This is a genomic window from Klebsiella sp. 64 (assembly GCF_018223915.1).
Taxonomy (GTDB): domain Bacteria; phylum Pseudomonadota; class Gammaproteobacteria; order Enterobacterales; family Enterobacteriaceae; genus Klebsiella; species Klebsiella pneumoniae.
Genome location: NZ_JAGRQZ010000005.1, coordinates 292,866 through 308,602 on the forward strand (window position 1 = coordinate 292,866; position 15,737 = coordinate 308,602).

Below are 15,737 nucleotides of genomic sequence, written 5' to 3' on the forward strand. Positions count from 1 at the left end.
ATCTAATAAGGTCGGTGATTATGAAATTTATTGCAAGTTATGTCCGAAGTTTATGCTCTTGAATTTGCTCTATGTCACAAATTTTGACATTGGCTGAGAATGGGAAAAAATCGCAGGCAGGACTGGTCGGCCGCGGTTTTCAGGCGGTAGCTGGCGGAGTGTGGGTGGATTTATTTTACGCTAAGAGTAGTTGTTTGTTTTTATTAAATTATTGTCAGCGATTTCTTAGAAGTAATCTTTTTTGCGGGTCAATGCGATGAAAGGTGCTTATTTCTTCAGGGGCCTCTATTTATTTTGTTAATAACGTGGCGAGGAACTGGAAGATTTTTTACACGTATTGGCCTGTAACAAATTTTTAGCTACCGGAGGTAACCTCTCAATTGTCATATCGCGGTGATTTTTACAGCATATTTTTGCCTTCTCGCCCACACTATAGTGTTCAGGATCACACTTTTCGCTCATCCCCGCCACTCCTCCCTGTCTAATCCCCGTCAGGATGAGGACGATGAATCGGGAGGTCGGCACACTAGCGCCATCGTTTTAGTAAAGGACCCGGATCTCATTATGTCACAGACTACATTTAACAAAGCTCAGTTTCAGGCTGCACTGACGCGTCAGTGGCAGCATTTTGGTTTACAGTCCGCTTCCGAGATGACACAGCGTCAATGGTGGCGCGCAGTCAGCGGAGCGTTGGCGGAACTCCTGGCGGCGCAGCCGGTAGCGAAACCGGCGCAAGGACAGCGTCACGTTAACTACATCTCAATGGAGTTTCTGATTGGTCGTCTGACCGGCAACAACCTGCTCAACCTGGGCTGGTACGAGGGCGTCAGCGACGCGCTGAAAGGCTACGATGTCAACCTCACCGATCTGCTGGAAGAAGAGACTGACCCGGCGCTGGGTAACGGTGGCCTGGGACGTCTGGCAGCCTGCTTCCTCGACTCCATGGCGACGGTGGGGCAGTCGGCGACCGGTTACGGTCTCAACTACCAGTATGGCCTGTTCCGCCAGTCATTTGACGATGGCCAGCAGATGGAAGCCCCTGACGACTGGGGGCGCAGCAGCTACCCGTGGTTCCGTCATAACGAAGCGCTGGATGTCCAGGTAGGTATCGGCGGGAAAGTCAGCAAAAACGGCGAATGGCAGCCGGCGTTCGTCATTACCGGCGAAGCCTGGGACCTGCCGGTGCTTGGCTATCGCAACAACGTCGCCCAGCCGCTGCGTCTGTGGCAGGCCAAACACGCTCATCCGTTCAACCTGACCAAATTCAACGATGGCGATTTCCTGCGCGCCGAGCAGCAGGGCATCGACGCGGAAAAACTGACCAAGGTGCTGTACCCGAACGACAACCATCAGGCCGGTAAAAAACTGCGCCTGATGCAGCAGTACTTCCAGTGCGCCTGCTCAGTGGCCGATATCCTGCGCCGTCATCATCTGGCAGGCCGCAAGCTGGCCGAACTGGCGGATTACGAAGTGATCCAGCTGAACGATACGCACCCGACCATCGCCATCCCGGAGCTGCTGCGCGTGCTGATCGACGAGCACCAGCTGAGCTGGGACGACGCCTGGGCGATCACCAGCAAAACCTTTGCTTACACCAACCACACCCTGATGCCGGAAGCGTTGGAATGCTGGGATGAGAAGCTGGTAAAAGCGCTGCTGCCGCGCCATATGCAGATCATTAAAGAGATCAACGACCGCTTTAAACAGCTGGTGGACAAAACCTGGCCGGGCGATAAGCAGGTCTGGGCGAAGCTGGCGGTGGTGCATGACAAACAGGTTCGGATGGCCAACATGTGCGTGGTGGGCGGCTTTGCTGTCAACGGCGTGGCGGCGCTGCACTCGGATCTGGTGGTAAAAGATCTGTTCCCGGAATATAACCAGCTGTGGCCGAACAAATTCCATAACGTGACCAACGGCATCACGCCGCGCCGCTGGATCAAGCAGTGCAACCCGGCGCTGGCCTCGCTGCTGGATGAGACGCTGAAAAAAGAGTGGGCCAATGACCTCGACCAGCTGATCAACCTGGAAAAATATGCTGACGATGCGGCGTTCCGTCAGACTTATCGCGATATCAAGCAGGCCAACAAAGTTCATCTGGCTGAGTTTGTGAAGCAGCGTACCGGGATTGAGATCAACCCGCAGGCGATCTTCGATATCCAGATCAAACGTCTGCACGAGTATAAGCGTCAGCACCTTAACCTGCTGCATATCCTTGCGCTGTACAAAGAGATCCGCGAAAACCCGCAGTCCGACCGCGTACCGCGCGTCTTCCTGTTCGGCGCGAAAGCGGCGCCGGGCTACTATCTGGCGAAAAACATTATTTTTGCCATCAATAAGGTAGCGGAAGCGATCAACAACGACCCGAAAGTCGGCGATAAGCTGAAGGTGGTCTTCCTGCCGGACTATTGTGTATCGGCAGCAGAAAAACTGATCCCGGCGGCGGATATCTCCGAGCAGATCTCCACCGCGGGTAAAGAAGCCTCTGGCACCGGCAACATGAAGCTGGCGCTGAACGGCGCGCTGACCGTCGGGACGCTGGATGGCGCTAACGTGGAAATCGCTGAGCAGGTGGGCGAGGAGAACATCTTTATCTTCGGCCACACGGTTGAAGAGGTGAAAGCCCTGAAAGCGAAAGGCTACGATCCGCTGAAATGGCGTAAAAAAGACAAGCTGCTCGATGCGGTGCTTAAGGAGCTGGAGAACGGCACCTACAGCAACGGCGACAAGCATGCCTTCGATCAGATGCTGCACAGCCTGCTGCAGGGCGGCGATCCGTACCTGGTGCTGGCCGATTTCGAAGCCTACGTAGCGGCGCAAAAACGGGTAGATGAGCTGTATCGCGACGAGGAGGCCTGGACCCGCGCGGCTATCCTCAACACCGCGCGCTGCGGCATGTTCAGCTCCGACCGCTCGATCCGCGATTATCAGCAACGTATCTGGCAGGCGAAACGCTAAAGGAAGGCCTATGGAGAGTAAACGCCTCGATAATGCCGCGCTGGCGGCGGGCATCAGCCCCAGCTATATCAACGCGCACGGCAAGCCGCAGTCTATCGCGGCTGTCACCAAACAGCGCCTGCTGGATGCGATGCATCGCTCTACCGCCGCCACGAAAGTGGCGGTTAACCCGCTGCCGAACGTGAAAATTTTCACTCACGGCAAAAAAATGTCGCTGCCGGTGGCAGGACGCGGTGAGTATCAGTGGATCCTGACTACTGAGGACGGTAAGCAGTATCAAGGGAAAACCCGCGGCGGCGAGACGCTGCCGCTGCCGGCCAAACTGCCGGAGGGGTACCACTCCCTGACCCTCACCCAGGAGGGGGAGCGCTGGCACTGCCGGACTATCGTCGCGCCAGCCCGCTGCTATGAGCCGCAGCCGCTGAAAGAGGGGAAAAAGCTGTGGGGCACCTGCGTGCAGCTGTATACCCTGCGCTCAGAGAAAAACTGGGGGATCGGCGATTTTGGCGATCTGCGGGCCATGCTGCCGGAAATCGCCCGCCGCGGCGGGTCGTTTATTGGCCTTAACCCGATTCATGCCCTCTATCCGGCGAACCCGGAGAGCGCCAGCCCCTATAGCCCGTCTTCACGTCGCTGGCTGAACGTTATTTATATCGACGTCAACGCGGTTGAAGATTTCCAGCGTAGCGAAGAGGCGCAGGCGTGGTGGCAGTCTCCGGCAACGCAGCAGGCACTGCAGGCGGCGCAGGAAACGGACGATGTGGATTATACCGCCGTCACTACGCTGAAAATGACCGCGCTGCGTATGGCGTGGAAACAATTCTCTCGTCGTGAAGATGAGCAGATGGCAGCGTTCCGCGAGTTTGTTCTGCGCGAAGGGGAAAGCCTCTACTGGCAGGCGGCTTTCGATGCGCTGCACGCCTGGCAGGTACAACAGGACCCGCTGCGCTGGGGCTGGCCGGCCTGGCCGAAGGCCTTTCAGGATATCGACAGCCCGGAGGTGAAAGCCTTCTGCGTCGAGCATGAGGATGACGTCAGTTTCTATCTCTGGCTGCAGTGGCTGGCCTGGAGTCAGTTTGCCGCCTGCTGGGAAACCAGCCAGCGTGACGGCATGCCGATCGGCCTCTACCGCGACCTGGCGGTGGGCGTCGCCGAGGGCGGGTCGGAAACCTGGTGCGATCGTGAACTGTACTGCCTGAAAGCATCCGTAGGCGCGCCGCCGGATATTCTGGGCCCGCTGGGCCAGAACTGGGGCCTGCCGCCGATGGATCCGCATATCATTGCCGCCCGCGCCTATGAGCCGTTTATCGACCTGCTGCGCGCTAATATGCAGAACTGCGGCGCGTTGCGCATCGATCACGTGATGTCTGTGCTGCGTCTGTGGTGGATCCCGTATGGTGAAACCGCCGACCATGGCGCTTACGTTCAGTATCCGGTCGACGATCTGCTGTCGCTTCTGGCGCTGGAAAGCCAGCGTCATCGCTGCATGGTGATCGGTGAAGATCTGGGCACGGTACCGGTGGAGATCGTCAGCAAGTTACGCAACAGCGGCGTCTATTCTTATAAGGTGCTCTATTTTGAGAGTGATGCAGAGAAAACGTTCCGCGCGCCGGCGCTGTACCCGGAGCAATCAATGGCTGTGGCGACGACGCACGACCTGCCCACTCTCCGTGGCTACTGGGAAAGCGGCGATCTGACGTTAGGTAAAGCGCTGGGCCTCTATCCTGATGAGGTGGTGCTGCGCGGACTGTACCAGGACCGCGAGCTGGCGAAACAAGGGCTGCTGGACGCGCTGCATAAGTACGGCTGTCTGCCCAAGCGCGCCGGCCATAAGGCCTCGCTGATGAGCATGACGGGGATCCTCAACCGGGGGATGCAGCGTTATATTGCCGACAGCAACAGCGCCCTGCTGGGCCTGCAGCCGGAAGACTGGCTGGAGATGGCGACGCCGGTTAACATTCCGGGCACCAGCACCGAGTACCCGAACTGGCGCCGGAAGCTGTCCGTCACCCTGGAGCAGATGTTTGCCGATGAACGGGTCAATAAGCTGATTAAGGATCTGGATAAACGGCGCAAGGCGGCGAGCAAGAAAGCCGCCTCCTGATAACTTCCTGCCGCGCGCTCCTCTGCGCGGCGAAGAGCATGTCCGATAAAAAAGGCCGGCCCGCTTCACGCGGACCGGCCTTTTTCTGTGGCGGGAGTGACCTTACACCACCATCCCCAGCAGCAGACAGCCCACCAGGCCGCAGACTGAGATAATGGTTTCCAGCACCGACCAGGACTTGATGGTCTCGCCGATGGTCAGGTTAAAGTACTCTTTGAACAGCCAGAAGCCCGGATCGTTGACGTGGGAGAAGATAACGCTGCCGGAGCCAACGGCGATAACCATCAGCTCCGGGCTGACGCCGGTGGTGGCGATCAGCGGCGCGGCGATCCCGCCCGCGGTGATGGCGGCCACGGTAGCCGAACCCAGCGCGATACGCAGCACCGCGGCGATAGACCACGCCATAAACAGCGGAGACATGTTCGATTCGTGCATGATAGAGGCGATGTATTTATCCATGCCGCTATCCACCAGCACCTGCTTGAAGGCGCCGCCGCCGCCGATGATCAACAGCATCATGGCGATGATTTTGATCGAAGAGGTCAGGGTATCGTTGATCTGCTCCATGGAGCGGCCGCGGTTCAAACCGAAGGTGAACAGGGCAATCAGTACCGCAATCAGGGTGGCCATCACCGGGTCGCCGAAGAACTCGGCAATTGGCAGGAAGGCGTGGCCTTTCGGCAGGATCATCTCAGCCACGGCGCGCATCGCCATCAGGATCACCGGAACCAGCGAGGTCCAGACGCTGACGCCAAAGCCTGGCATCTCTTCTTCAGTGAACACTTTCGGGTTATGCAGGCCTTCCGGGATCGGCTTATCTATCCCTTTCAGGAAGCGCGCAAATACCGGTCCCGCCAGGATAACCGTCGGGATAGCCAGAATGGTGCCGTAGAGCAGCGTTTTGCCCATATCGGCATGGAAGATGGTGGCGATCGCGGTCGGACCCGGATGCGGCGGCAGGAAGCCGTGGGTGACGGAGAGCGCGGCTGCCATCGGTACGCCGACGTACAGCAGCGGAATACGGGCCGAGGCGGCGATAGTGAACACCAGCGGCAGCATCAGCACGAAGCCCACTTCATAGAACAGGGCGAAGCCAACGGTGAAGCCGGTCAGGACCACCGCCCACTGAATATGCTTCTTACCGAACTTATTGATAAGCGTGGTGGCGATACGCTGGGCGCCGCCGCAGTCTGCCAGCAGCTTACCGAGCATAGCGCCGAAGCCCATGATCAGCGCGAGGCTGCCAAGGGTGCCGCCAACGCCGTTTTTGATGGAGACGATCACTTTATCCAGTGGCATACCCTGCATTAATCCGACGGCGAGCGCCACCAGAACCAGCGCAATGAAGCCGTTCATTTTGAAACGGATCATTAACAGCAACAACAGGGCAACCCCGATAGCAACGATGACTAATGGCATGATTTACCTGGCCTTAATTTGTTATGGGTAACGTCAAAGTTCGAACCTGTAGAGCATCCGCTCCGTCAGGGAGCAAAATAGTCTGGCGCCGTAAACGCTTGCATTATCCTTACCCAGATAAAGGATAGCTGGCTATTTTTTTGCCGGTGGCGCCTGAAATGGATGATACGGGTAACATGTGAGGGTTGAGAATCACCTGACGGGGGAAAATGTTAAATATGAGACTTAAGTCATACTCTTTCCCCGGTTTTTGCCGGTCATTTAGCGGGAGATGTTGCGCGGTAACACAGAAAGGGCCAGGGAGGACCGGCGGCAGGGTGCCGCCGGAGGAAGGGCTTAGTAGTAGGAGTGCTCGCCGCGCTGATGCTCGGTCAGATCGCGAACCCCTTTCAGCTCCGGAAACTCGTTCAGCAGCTGTTTTTCAATACCTTCTTTCAGGGTCACGTCGACCATCGAGCAGCCGTTGCATCCGCCGCCGAACTGCAGGATAGCCAGACCGTCGTCGGTGATCTCCATCAGCGATACGCGGCCGCCGTGGCCTGCCAGCTGCGGGTTAATCTGCGACTGCAGCAGGTACTCGACGCGCTCCATCAGCGGGGCATCGTCAGAGACTTTGCGCATTTTGGCGTTCGGCGCTTTCAGCGTCAGCTGCGAGCCGAGCTGGTCAGTGACGAAATCAATTTCAGCGTCTTCCAGATAGGGCGCGCTGAGCTCATCGACATAGGCGGTCAGCTGTTCAAATTTCAGCGCCGTGTCGGTGTCTTCCACCGCATCCGGTGGGCAGTAGGATACGCCGCACTCAGCGTTTGGGGTGCCGGGATTAATCACAAATACGCGAATTTGCGTCCCTTCTTCCTGATTTGCCAGCAGTTTGGCAAAGTGCGCTTGTGCAGCATCGGAAATACGGATCATAGCGTTGGCCTAATAGTTGACTATTTTACTGGGTTATAATACGCCCATCAGCGGGGGTCTACAAGGTACGGCACAAACACCATACCTGAACCGTCGCGGCGCCGTTTCGCAAAAGCAGGCGGGATATCTCAGCGACGGTGCTGCCGGTCGTGACGACATCATCCACCAGAGCGATATGGAGTCCCTGCACGGCAAATTCAAGCTGAAAGGCATTTTTCAGGTTCTGCCTGCGCTGGCGGGCATTGAGCGAATGTTGGACGGCGCCGGCTCGCTGGCGAGTCAGGCCTTCGCGATGCCAGACGCATCCTCGCCAGCGGGCTAACGGTCGGCACAGTTCGTCGCACTGATTATAACCCCGGCGCCAGCGACGGCGATGCCATAGCGGCACGCCGACCAGAGCGTCTACTGGCGGCAAATCGTCACGCTGCAGAAGGCGCTGCAGCAGCAGACGCGCGAGGGCGGGGCCCAGCTCCGGGCGATGGTGAAACTTCAGCTGCTGCACCAGACCGCTCAGCGGCGGGCGATAGTCATTGACCGCCACCAGCCGATGCCAGGGAGGCGGCTTTTGCAGGCAGCGGCCGCAGGGGTGACGGGATGCCGCCGCCGGCAGGCCGCACTGCGGGCAGAGCGGGGGACAGGCGAGCAGGGCGCGGCTGCAGCGGGAGCAGATCCCCCAGCGGGCGACTGCCAGCGGCATTTGGCATAGCCAGCATAAGCTGTGTGCTGTTAGCATATTTGGCCTTCTGTCCAGTAAAAAGAGAACGGTAACGGATGAACGACATCTGGTGGCAAACAATCGGCGAAGGAGATTGTCATCTTGTGCTGCTGCACGGCTGGGGGCTGAACGCTCAGGTATGGGATTGCATCACGCCGCAGCTGGCTTCGCATTTTACCCTCCACCTGGTGGATCTGCCGGGCTATGGCCGCAGCGGCGGGTTTGGGGCGATGTCGCTGGAGGCGATGGCGCAGCGGGTGCTGGAGCAGGCCCCTCCACAGGCGGTGTGGCTGGGCTGGAGCCTGGGCGGGCTGGTGGCCAGCCAGGTCGCGATTATGCGTCCGGAACGCGTGCAGGCGCTGGTGACGGTTGCCTCTTCCCCCTGTTTCGCGGCTCGTGACGACTGGCCCGGCATCAAGCCCGAGGTGCTGGCCGGATTTCAGCAGCAGCTGAGCGACGATTTCCAGCGCACCGTCGAGCGATTCCTCGCCCTGCAAACCATGGGCACAGAGAGCGCGCGTCAGGATGCGCGGGCGTTAAAGCAGGCGGTGCTCTCGCTGCCGATGCCTTCCGCCGAGGCGCTGAATGGCGGACTGGAGATCCTCAGAACCGTCGATCTGCGTCAGGCGCTGGTCAGGCTGCCGATGCCGTTTCTGCGGCTGTATGGCCGGCTGGATGGACTGGTGCCGCGCAAGATCGTCCCGTTGCTGGATGACCTGTGGCCGGAAAGCGAGTCAATCCTCTTCGATAAGGCCGCGCATGCGCCGTTTGTTTCCCATCCCGCGGCCTTCTGCGAGCCGCTGCTGGCGCTGAAGACGCGGCTGGGGTAATTTTTTTTGCCGCGCCATGGTAAAAGGGCCATTCCTAGCAATACTTAGGTTGTTACGGTGGTTGATTATTTCAATCCGCCACCGTGACCTACAATAACAACCTTATGGAGAGTAGAGGCTATGAAACTTGTTACAGGAATGGTTGCATCTCTGGTGATAGGCACCCTCTCTTTCGGCGCATTCGCCGCGAAAGAGATCCAAAAAGAAGACGTGGCGAAGATGAATCTGACCAAGGTCGGTAGCATTACGACCTCCAGGACGACGTCGCCGATGGATGCCCGACGCGATCTGTCGAAAAAAGCCGATGAGCTGGGTGGGAAATACTTTGTGGTGATTGCCGGGCAGAAAAACGAAAAAACCGTACACGCGAACGCTGACGTTTATAAATAATCCAGTCATAAGAAAACGGGCCTGCTGGCCCGTTTTTCATAGCTGTCTTACTCGTTTTACCTCGTTGCGCGACCAGGCCTGACTCCTTTCATCGCAGCGCCCACCACTCCTGCCGGCACGCCGCTTTCCCTTCAGGGCAACTTTTACAGCTGCCGGAGAGGCAGCCCTCGCTCGTTTCGCTGATCCGGACCACCTTACCCATGGCTTCCATTCGCTCAAGCATGGCGTCAATCAGCGGCTGAGGCGTCTGCAGGCGAGCACTGAGCTGTTTCGCCTCCATGCGGCCCTGCAGGGCCAGCATATCGCGGACTTCCATTAACGACGCCACAGTCCCTCCTTAGTGGCAATCGCCAGCCGGGCTGGAACAGCAGGAGGCCGGCGTTTTTCGCGTGGCAAGCAGCGAGACGTCCACCCGGCTGCGCGCCCGGCGCAACAGGCCGAAGAGCACCACGTTGAACAACACTACCGCCAGGATACACACCAGACTGTAGCGCGGGTGATCGCTAAAGCTAACGGTCTGGTAATAGAGCGTCGAGAGCGAATAGGCGATATTCAGCCCCCACAGGATGGAGAAGGTCATCCAGCCGCGGCTTGATTCGCGGGCGATGGCGCCCATCACCGAGATGCAGGGAATATAGAGCAGGACGAAGATCAGGTAGCTGTATGCCGCCGCCGCGCTGCCAAATTTACTGCCCATCACCCCCATGGCGCCGGTGGCCATTTCGCCATCGCCTTTGCTGGCTTCGATGGGGTTGGCCAGGACGCTGAGGCTGAAGGTGTCTTTCAGTCCCTGCCATGTCTCATCGACGGCGGCGAGCAGTTCTTCGCCGAGGCTGAAGGTCTGCGGATTGAATTCCTCATTCTGGATATCTTCGGCGGTATAGAGGGTGTTCAGCGTACCCACTACCACCTCTTTCGCCATCGCGCCGGTAAACAGGCCGACGGTGGCCTGCCAGTTATCTTCATGCACGCCGATCGGTTTAAACACCGGCGTAATGACCCGGCTCACCGAGGCCAGCGCGGAGTCGTTGATGTTGTCGACGACCTTACCGCTCAGTGAGAAGCTGTTCAGCGCGCTGAGGAAGATGCTGACGATGACGATCACCTTCCCGGCGCGCAGCACAAAGCCCTTCAGGCGCTGCCAGGTCTGGATAATCAGGCTCTTGATATGCGGGACGTGGTACACCGGCAGCTCCATCACGAACGGCGAGGCTTCGCCGCGCATAATGGTGTGCTTCAGCATCAGGCCGGTGAGGATGGCCATCACAATGCCCAGCACATAGAGCGAGAAGACCGCCAGCGCGCCGTTCTGCCCAAAGAAGGCGGCCGCGAAGACGGCGAAGATCGCCAGCCGCGCGCCGCAGGACATAAACGGCGCCATCATAATGGTCATCAGACGCTCGCGCGGCGCGTCAAGGGTGCGGGCGCCCATCACCGACGGCACGTTGCAGCCAAAACCGACAATCAGCGGGACGAAGGATTTCCCCGGCAGGCCGAGGGCTTGCATCAGGCGATCCATCACAAAGGCGGCGCGCGCCATGTAGCCGGAGTCCTCAAGGAAGGAGAGAAACAGATACATCATGCCGATCTGCGGCACCAGCGGCAGCACGGTGTTGATACCGCCGCCGATCCCCTGGGCGAGGAACACGGTCAGCCAGTCCGGGAAGTGCAGGGTGTAACCCAGCCATTGAATGCCATGCACAAAGATCGCGACCGAGCCGGCATCGAAAATCGGCTGCAGCGCGCCGCCGATGTTGATCGCCAGCAGGAACATCAAGTACATGACAAAGAGAAAAATCGGCAACCCGAGGAAGCGGTTGAGGATCACTTTGTCCATCGCGGCGGTGAAGCGGCTTGGTTCGGCGGTCAGGGTATTGCTGACGGCGTCGCAAATGGCGGCGATGGTCTGATAGCGCGCGTCAGCGATGTGCAGCGCCGGGTCGTCGATCTCGTCGCTGAGATTCGCCAGGGCGATATCCAGTTTTTCGGCGGCGTCGCCGGCATAGGCCCGGCTGTAGATATCGCCCTCCAGCATCTGCAGACCCAGCCAGCGCCGCTGCCGGGGCGGGATCTGCGCTGACATCTGCTGCGCCAGCAGGTCAGCTTCGCGCAGCAGCGGCTGCGGATAGTGGACCAGCTCAAGATCGCTGTTCGCCTGATGACGGTCGAGGGCGATCTTCAGCGCTTCGATCCCCCGTCCGCGAGTCGATACCAGCGGAATGACCGGGCAACCGAGACGGGCGGCGAGGGCGTCGATATCGATCCGCACCTGCTGCTTTTCGGCGATATCCAGCATGTTCAGCGCGACGACGCAGGGGATCCCCAGCTCGAGCAGCTGCAGCGTCAGATAGAGGTTGCGCTCGAGGTTGGAGGCATCGACCACGTTAATCAGCATGTCGGCGTCGCCGCTCAGGATGTAGTGGCAGGCAATCTGCTCGTCCAGCGAGGTCTGCGAGGAGATGGTGGTCAGGGAGTAGGTTCCCGGGAGGTCGACCAGCGTGACCTGGTGGTCAGTGGTGGCGAAAATCCCCTCTTTACGCTCAACGGTCACCCCAGCCCAGTTGCCCACGCGCTGGCGAGCGCCGGTCAGCTGATTAAATAAGGTGGTCTTGCCGGAATTAGGATTACCAATTAAACCAACGGTTAATTTTTGCATATTTCAGACTCTTGTGCCGGGCCAGCCGTTATTGTGCAACCGCTTCCAGTTCGATTAAGGCGAGATCTTTTTTGCGTAATACCAGACTGACGCGTCGGGTTTCAATATGAACAGGATCGCCGAGCGGCGCCACGCGAACCACATGAAAAGAGGAACCGGGCAGCATGCCGAGGGAGAGCAGTTTCTGACGGTATGCTGGGCTAATATCGCGAGAAAAACCGGTAATTTTCCACGCACTATCAGGTGTGAATTGCATAGGGCCTACTTGTCTATCGCTAACCGAAGAAGAATTTTCCGGACGCCTGGAGGCAGTTGCGCCGGGGACCGTAGCCAACGAAAAAAGAAAAAAACGTTCTGTAATCGATGATAATGAGAATGGTTTTTATCATCAATACATATGATGCGCTGCAGGCTATTTTTAAAGTGAAAATCACCTTTTTATTGATATGCCGCAAAGTCAGCCTGTAATCAAAAATGCGCGAAATATTATTTCGGCGATCTAATGTTTAATTAAGGTTTCTGAAGTTAACGAAATGAAAATATTAATTTCGCTGCCTTTCAGGCATGGAATAAAAGCAGGTTATCAGAAACAACTGAACCTGTTTTGTGTGTGATGGCGATGGCCTGGTCATGAAAAAAAACTGCCCCTGAAAAAGGGGCAGGGAGAGTTTAGCGTTTTTTACCCATCGCTGCGGCGAGGGCATCCATCATCGCGCTGTTGCCGGCAGGCTGCGCCTCGCGACCGCGGGGTTTGGCGGCTTTCGCGGCCGGGCGATTTCCCTGCGGGCGCTCCTGACCACCGCCGCGGCGGGCGTTGCTGTCGCCCGGCTGCTCGTCGAGACGCATGGTCAGGGCGATACGCTTACGCGGCAGATCGACTTCCATCACTTTGACCTTGACGATGTCGCCCGCTTTCACCACGGTGTGCGGATCCTCAACAAACCGGTCAGAAAGCGACGAAATGTGTACCAGTCCGTCCTGATGAACGCCGATATCAACAAACGCGCCGAAGTTGGTGACGTTGGTGACGGCACCTTCCAGAATCATTCCCGGCAGCAGGTCATTCATGGTCTCCACACCATCGGCGAACTTCGCGGTCTTAAACTCCGGACGCGGATCGCGGCCCGGTTTTTCCAGCTCTTTGATAATGTCGGTGACCGTCGGGACGCCAAACTTCTCATCGGTGAAGTCCACTGCCTTCAGGTGGCGCAGCGCACTGCTATTGCCCATCAGATCTTTCAGCGCCTGCTGGGTGGCGGCCAGAATACGTTCGACCACCGGGTAAGCTTCCGGGTGAACGGTGGAGGCATCCAGCGGGTTGTCGCCGTGGTTGATACGCAGGAAGCCCGCGCACTGTTCAAAGGCTTTCGGCCCCAGACGGCTGACTTTCAGCAGCTGCTGGCGGTTCTGGAACTGACCATTCTCGTCGCGCCAGGCGACGATGTTCTGCGCCATCATGCGGGTCAGGCCGGCGACGCGGGTCAGCAGCGGAACGGAGGCGGTGTTCAGGTCAACGCCGACGGCGTTCACACAGTCTTCCACCACCGCGTCCAGCTTACGCGCCAGCTGGGTCTGGCTGACGTCGTGCTGATACTGGCCGACGCCAATGGATTTCGGGTCGATTTTCACCAGCTCGGCCAGGGGATCCTGCAGACGGCGGGCGATGGAGACCGCGCCGCGCAGCGACACGTCGAGGTCCGGGAACTCCTGCGCCGCCAGCTCGGAGGCGGAGTAAACGGAAGCCCCGGCTTCGCTGACGATCACCTTCTGGGCGGTGACCTTTGGGAACTGCTTCTGCACGTCGAGGAAGAAACGCTCGGTTTCACGCGAGGCGGTACCGTTGCCGATGGCCACCAGCTCAACGTTGTACTTCTCACACAGCGCGGCGACGGCGACGGCCGCTTTGGCGGCCTGGCCGGTGTGGGGATAGATGGTATCGGTGGCGACCAGTTTACCGGTGGCGTCGACGACGGCCACTTTCACCCCGGTGCGCAGGCCCGGATCGAGTCCCATGGTGGCGCGCAGCCCGGCGGGCGCGGCCATCAGCAGATCGTGCAGGTTGCGGGCGAAGACGTTGATTGCCTCGTCCTCCGCGCGTTCGCGCACGGTGCCCATCAGCTCGGTTTCGAGATGCATCAGGACTTTGATCCGCCAGGTCCAGCTGACGACGCCTTTACGCCAGCTGTCCGCCGGGGCGTTATTCAGGCGCAGGCCCAGGTGGTCGATAATAATTTGCTCGCCGTGGCTCTCTTTCGGCGGCTCGTCAAACTGCGGGTCAGCGTTTAAAGAGAGCTGCAGGACGCCTTCGTTGCGACCGCGGAACATCGCCAGCGCGCGATGCGACGGCACGGTGGCGATCGGTTCATGGTGATCGAAGTAGTCGCGGAATTTAGCGCCTTCCTCTTCTTTACCGCTGACGACGGTGGAGACCAGGTGGGCGTTTTTCCACAGATAGTCACGGACCTTCGCCAGCAGCGCGGCGTCTTCGGCAAACCGCTCCATCAGAATATAGCGCGCGCCGTCCAGGGCCGCTTTGCTGTCGGCTACGCCCTTATCGGCATCAATATATTTTGCGGCCTCCGCTTCCGGATCGTGGGCCGGTTCGTTCCACAGCAGGTCAGCCAGCGGTTCGAGCCCGGCTTCGATAGCGATCTGCCCGCGTGTACGGCGCTTCGGCTTGTAGGGCAGGTAGAGATCTTCCAGTTCGGTTTTGCTGAGCGTGGTGTTGATGGCTTTTTCCAGCGCGTCGGTCAGTTTGCCCTGTTCAGCGATGGATTTGAGGATCGCCTGACGACGGTCTTCGAGTTCGCGCAGATAGCCGAGGCGAGTTTCCAGATTACGCAGCTGCGTGTCATCCAGACCGCCGGTGACTTCTTTACGATAACGTGCAATAAACGGCACGGTGTTCCCTTCATCAAGCAGGCGAACGGCAGCTTCTACCTGTTCGGCTCTGGCCTGAAGTTCACCCGCAATAATGCGGCAGAGCGAATCATTCATCATGGCTTTTAATTCATCTTTAGGGTCAAAAAACAGGGACTAGTTATACGGACTGACGGCTAAAAATACCAGCCGCGCCGGGCGTCTCTCGGAAAGTTCTTGTCTATTTAACGTATTCGATCTCGTTGACATACCAGCTGGCTTCGCCCGCCGGCGTGTTGACGATGGCCAGATCGCCAACCTCTTTTTTTAACAGTGCGCGCGCCATCGGCGAGTCGATGGAGATATAGTCTTTGCGGCCAAAAATTTCATCGTAACCGACGATGCGAAAGCGCTTGATATCGCCTTCATCGTTTTCAATCTCTACCCAGGCGCCGAAGAAGACTTTACCTTCCTGTTGCGGCGAGTAATCGACGATTTTCAACTGTTCCAGACATTTGGTCAGATAGCGGACCCGGCGATCGATCTCCCGCAGGCGCTTTTTGTTGTACTGGTAGTCCGCGTTCTCGCTGCGGTCGCCGAGGCTGGCGGCCCAGGTCACCTTTTTGGTCACTTCCGGACGCTCCTGGCGCCACAGGTAGTCCATCTCCTGCTTCAGTTTTTCATATCCCTCGCGGGTGATCAGCGGCGTTTTCATCGTGAGTTCAACCTTCTGACTGTCTGTCGTTGCGCACAATTTGTAGCGCGTAATAATACCGACAGGATAAATACTGTGTCTTATGATTAAATGTATACTTAACCTGCTGTTAAATATGCTTTGTAACAATTTAGCCTGGAATATATACCAGATTTAGCTGGTGAGCGCGCCGGGCTTTTTTG

12 protein-coding genes are annotated in these 15,737 nt (G+C 58.3%); 4 read left to right on the forward strand and 8 right to left on the reverse strand.

The genetic code is table 11. The features are described 5' to 3' along the window. Positions 1-564: 564 nt before the first annotated feature. Together malP and malQ are read left to right on the forward strand one after the other, a co-directional pair. Positions 565-2,955, forward strand: a complete 2,391-nt coding sequence (gene malP, locus KHQ23_RS06950) for a maltodextrin phosphorylase (protein ID WP_004151407.1) — start codon at positions 565-567, stop codon at positions 2,953-2,955. Positions 2,956-2,965: 10 nt separating this feature from the next. Beyond that, positions 2,966-5,059, forward strand: coding sequence for a 4-alpha-glucanotransferase (gene malQ / locus KHQ23_RS06955; RefSeq protein WP_047693966.1), 2,094 nt, complete (start codon positions 2,966-2,968; stop codon positions 5,057-5,059). A 102-nt stretch (positions 5,060-5,161) separates the two neighbouring features. Here the strand turns inward: malQ and gntT are convergent, their stop codons facing one another. From gntT to gntX, 3 genes are all read right to left on the reverse strand, one after another. Then, on the reverse strand, positions 5,162-6,478 hold the full coding sequence (gene gntT / locus KHQ23_RS06960) for a gluconate transporter (protein WP_002920542.1): 1,317 nt from the start codon (positions 6,476-6,478) through the stop codon (positions 5,162-5,164). Between the two features lie 336 nt (positions 6,479-6,814). Then, a complete protein-coding gene (gene nfuA, locus KHQ23_RS06965) occupies positions 6,815-7,390 on the reverse strand; it encodes a Fe-S biogenesis protein NfuA (protein WP_002920540.1) in 576 nt (191 codons plus the stop codon). Positions 7,391-7,448: 58 nt separating this feature from the next. Beyond that, complete coding sequence (gntX, locus tag KHQ23_RS06970) at positions 7,449-8,123, reverse strand: DNA utilization protein GntX (RefSeq protein WP_004185961.1); 675 nt, start codon at positions 8,121-8,123, stop codon at positions 7,449-7,451. Between the two features lie 38 nt (positions 8,124-8,161). Here gntX and bioH point away from each other — a divergent pair, with 38 nt between their 5' ends. Then, the gene (gene bioH, locus KHQ23_RS06975; RefSeq protein ID WP_004174021.1) at positions 8,162-8,935 is read left to right on the forward strand and encodes a pimeloyl-ACP methyl ester esterase BioH; all 774 of its coding nucleotides are present in this window, start codon (positions 8,162-8,164) and stop codon (positions 8,933-8,935) included. A gap of 120 nt (positions 8,936-9,055) precedes the next feature. After that, entirely contained in the window at positions 9,056-9,325 is a 270-nt protein-coding gene (locus KHQ23_RS06980; RefSeq protein WP_002920510.1) for a YdgH/BhsA/McbA-like domain containing protein, read from the forward strand. 88 nt (positions 9,326-9,413) lie between these two features. Here KHQ23_RS06980 and feoC read toward each other — a convergent pair whose 3' ends face one another. The 5 genes from feoC to greB all read right to left on the reverse strand — a co-directional run bounded on the left by feoC (position 9,414) and on the right by greB (position 15,555). Further along, positions 9,414-9,653, reverse strand: coding sequence for a [Fe-S]-dependent transcriptional repressor FeoC (feoC, locus tag KHQ23_RS06985; RefSeq protein WP_002920509.1), 240 nt, complete (start codon positions 9,651-9,653; stop codon positions 9,414-9,416). Between the two features lie 9 nt (positions 9,654-9,662). Next, on the reverse strand, positions 9,663-11,981 hold the full coding sequence (gene feoB, locus KHQ23_RS06990) for a Fe(2+) transporter permease subunit FeoB (RefSeq protein WP_023285601.1): 2,319 nt from the start codon (positions 11,979-11,981) through the stop codon (positions 9,663-9,665). 28 nt (positions 11,982-12,009) lie between these two features. Further along, positions 12,010-12,237 (reverse strand): ferrous iron transporter A, encoded by a 228-nt coding sequence (gene feoA / locus KHQ23_RS06995; RefSeq protein WP_002920506.1) that lies wholly within the window; start codon positions 12,235-12,237, stop codon positions 12,010-12,012. A gap of 413 nt (positions 12,238-12,650) precedes the next feature. Further along, the gene (locus tag KHQ23_RS07000; RefSeq protein WP_004150056.1) at positions 12,651-14,981 is read right to left on the reverse strand and encodes a Tex family protein; all 2,331 of its coding nucleotides are present in this window, start codon (positions 14,979-14,981) and stop codon (positions 12,651-12,653) included. A gap of 100 nt (positions 14,982-15,081) precedes the next feature. After that, the gene (gene greB, locus KHQ23_RS07005) at positions 15,082-15,555 is read right to left on the reverse strand and encodes a transcription elongation factor GreB (protein WP_002920503.1); all 474 of its coding nucleotides are present in this window, start codon (positions 15,553-15,555) and stop codon (positions 15,082-15,084) included. Positions 15,556-15,737 lie beyond the last annotated feature (182 nt).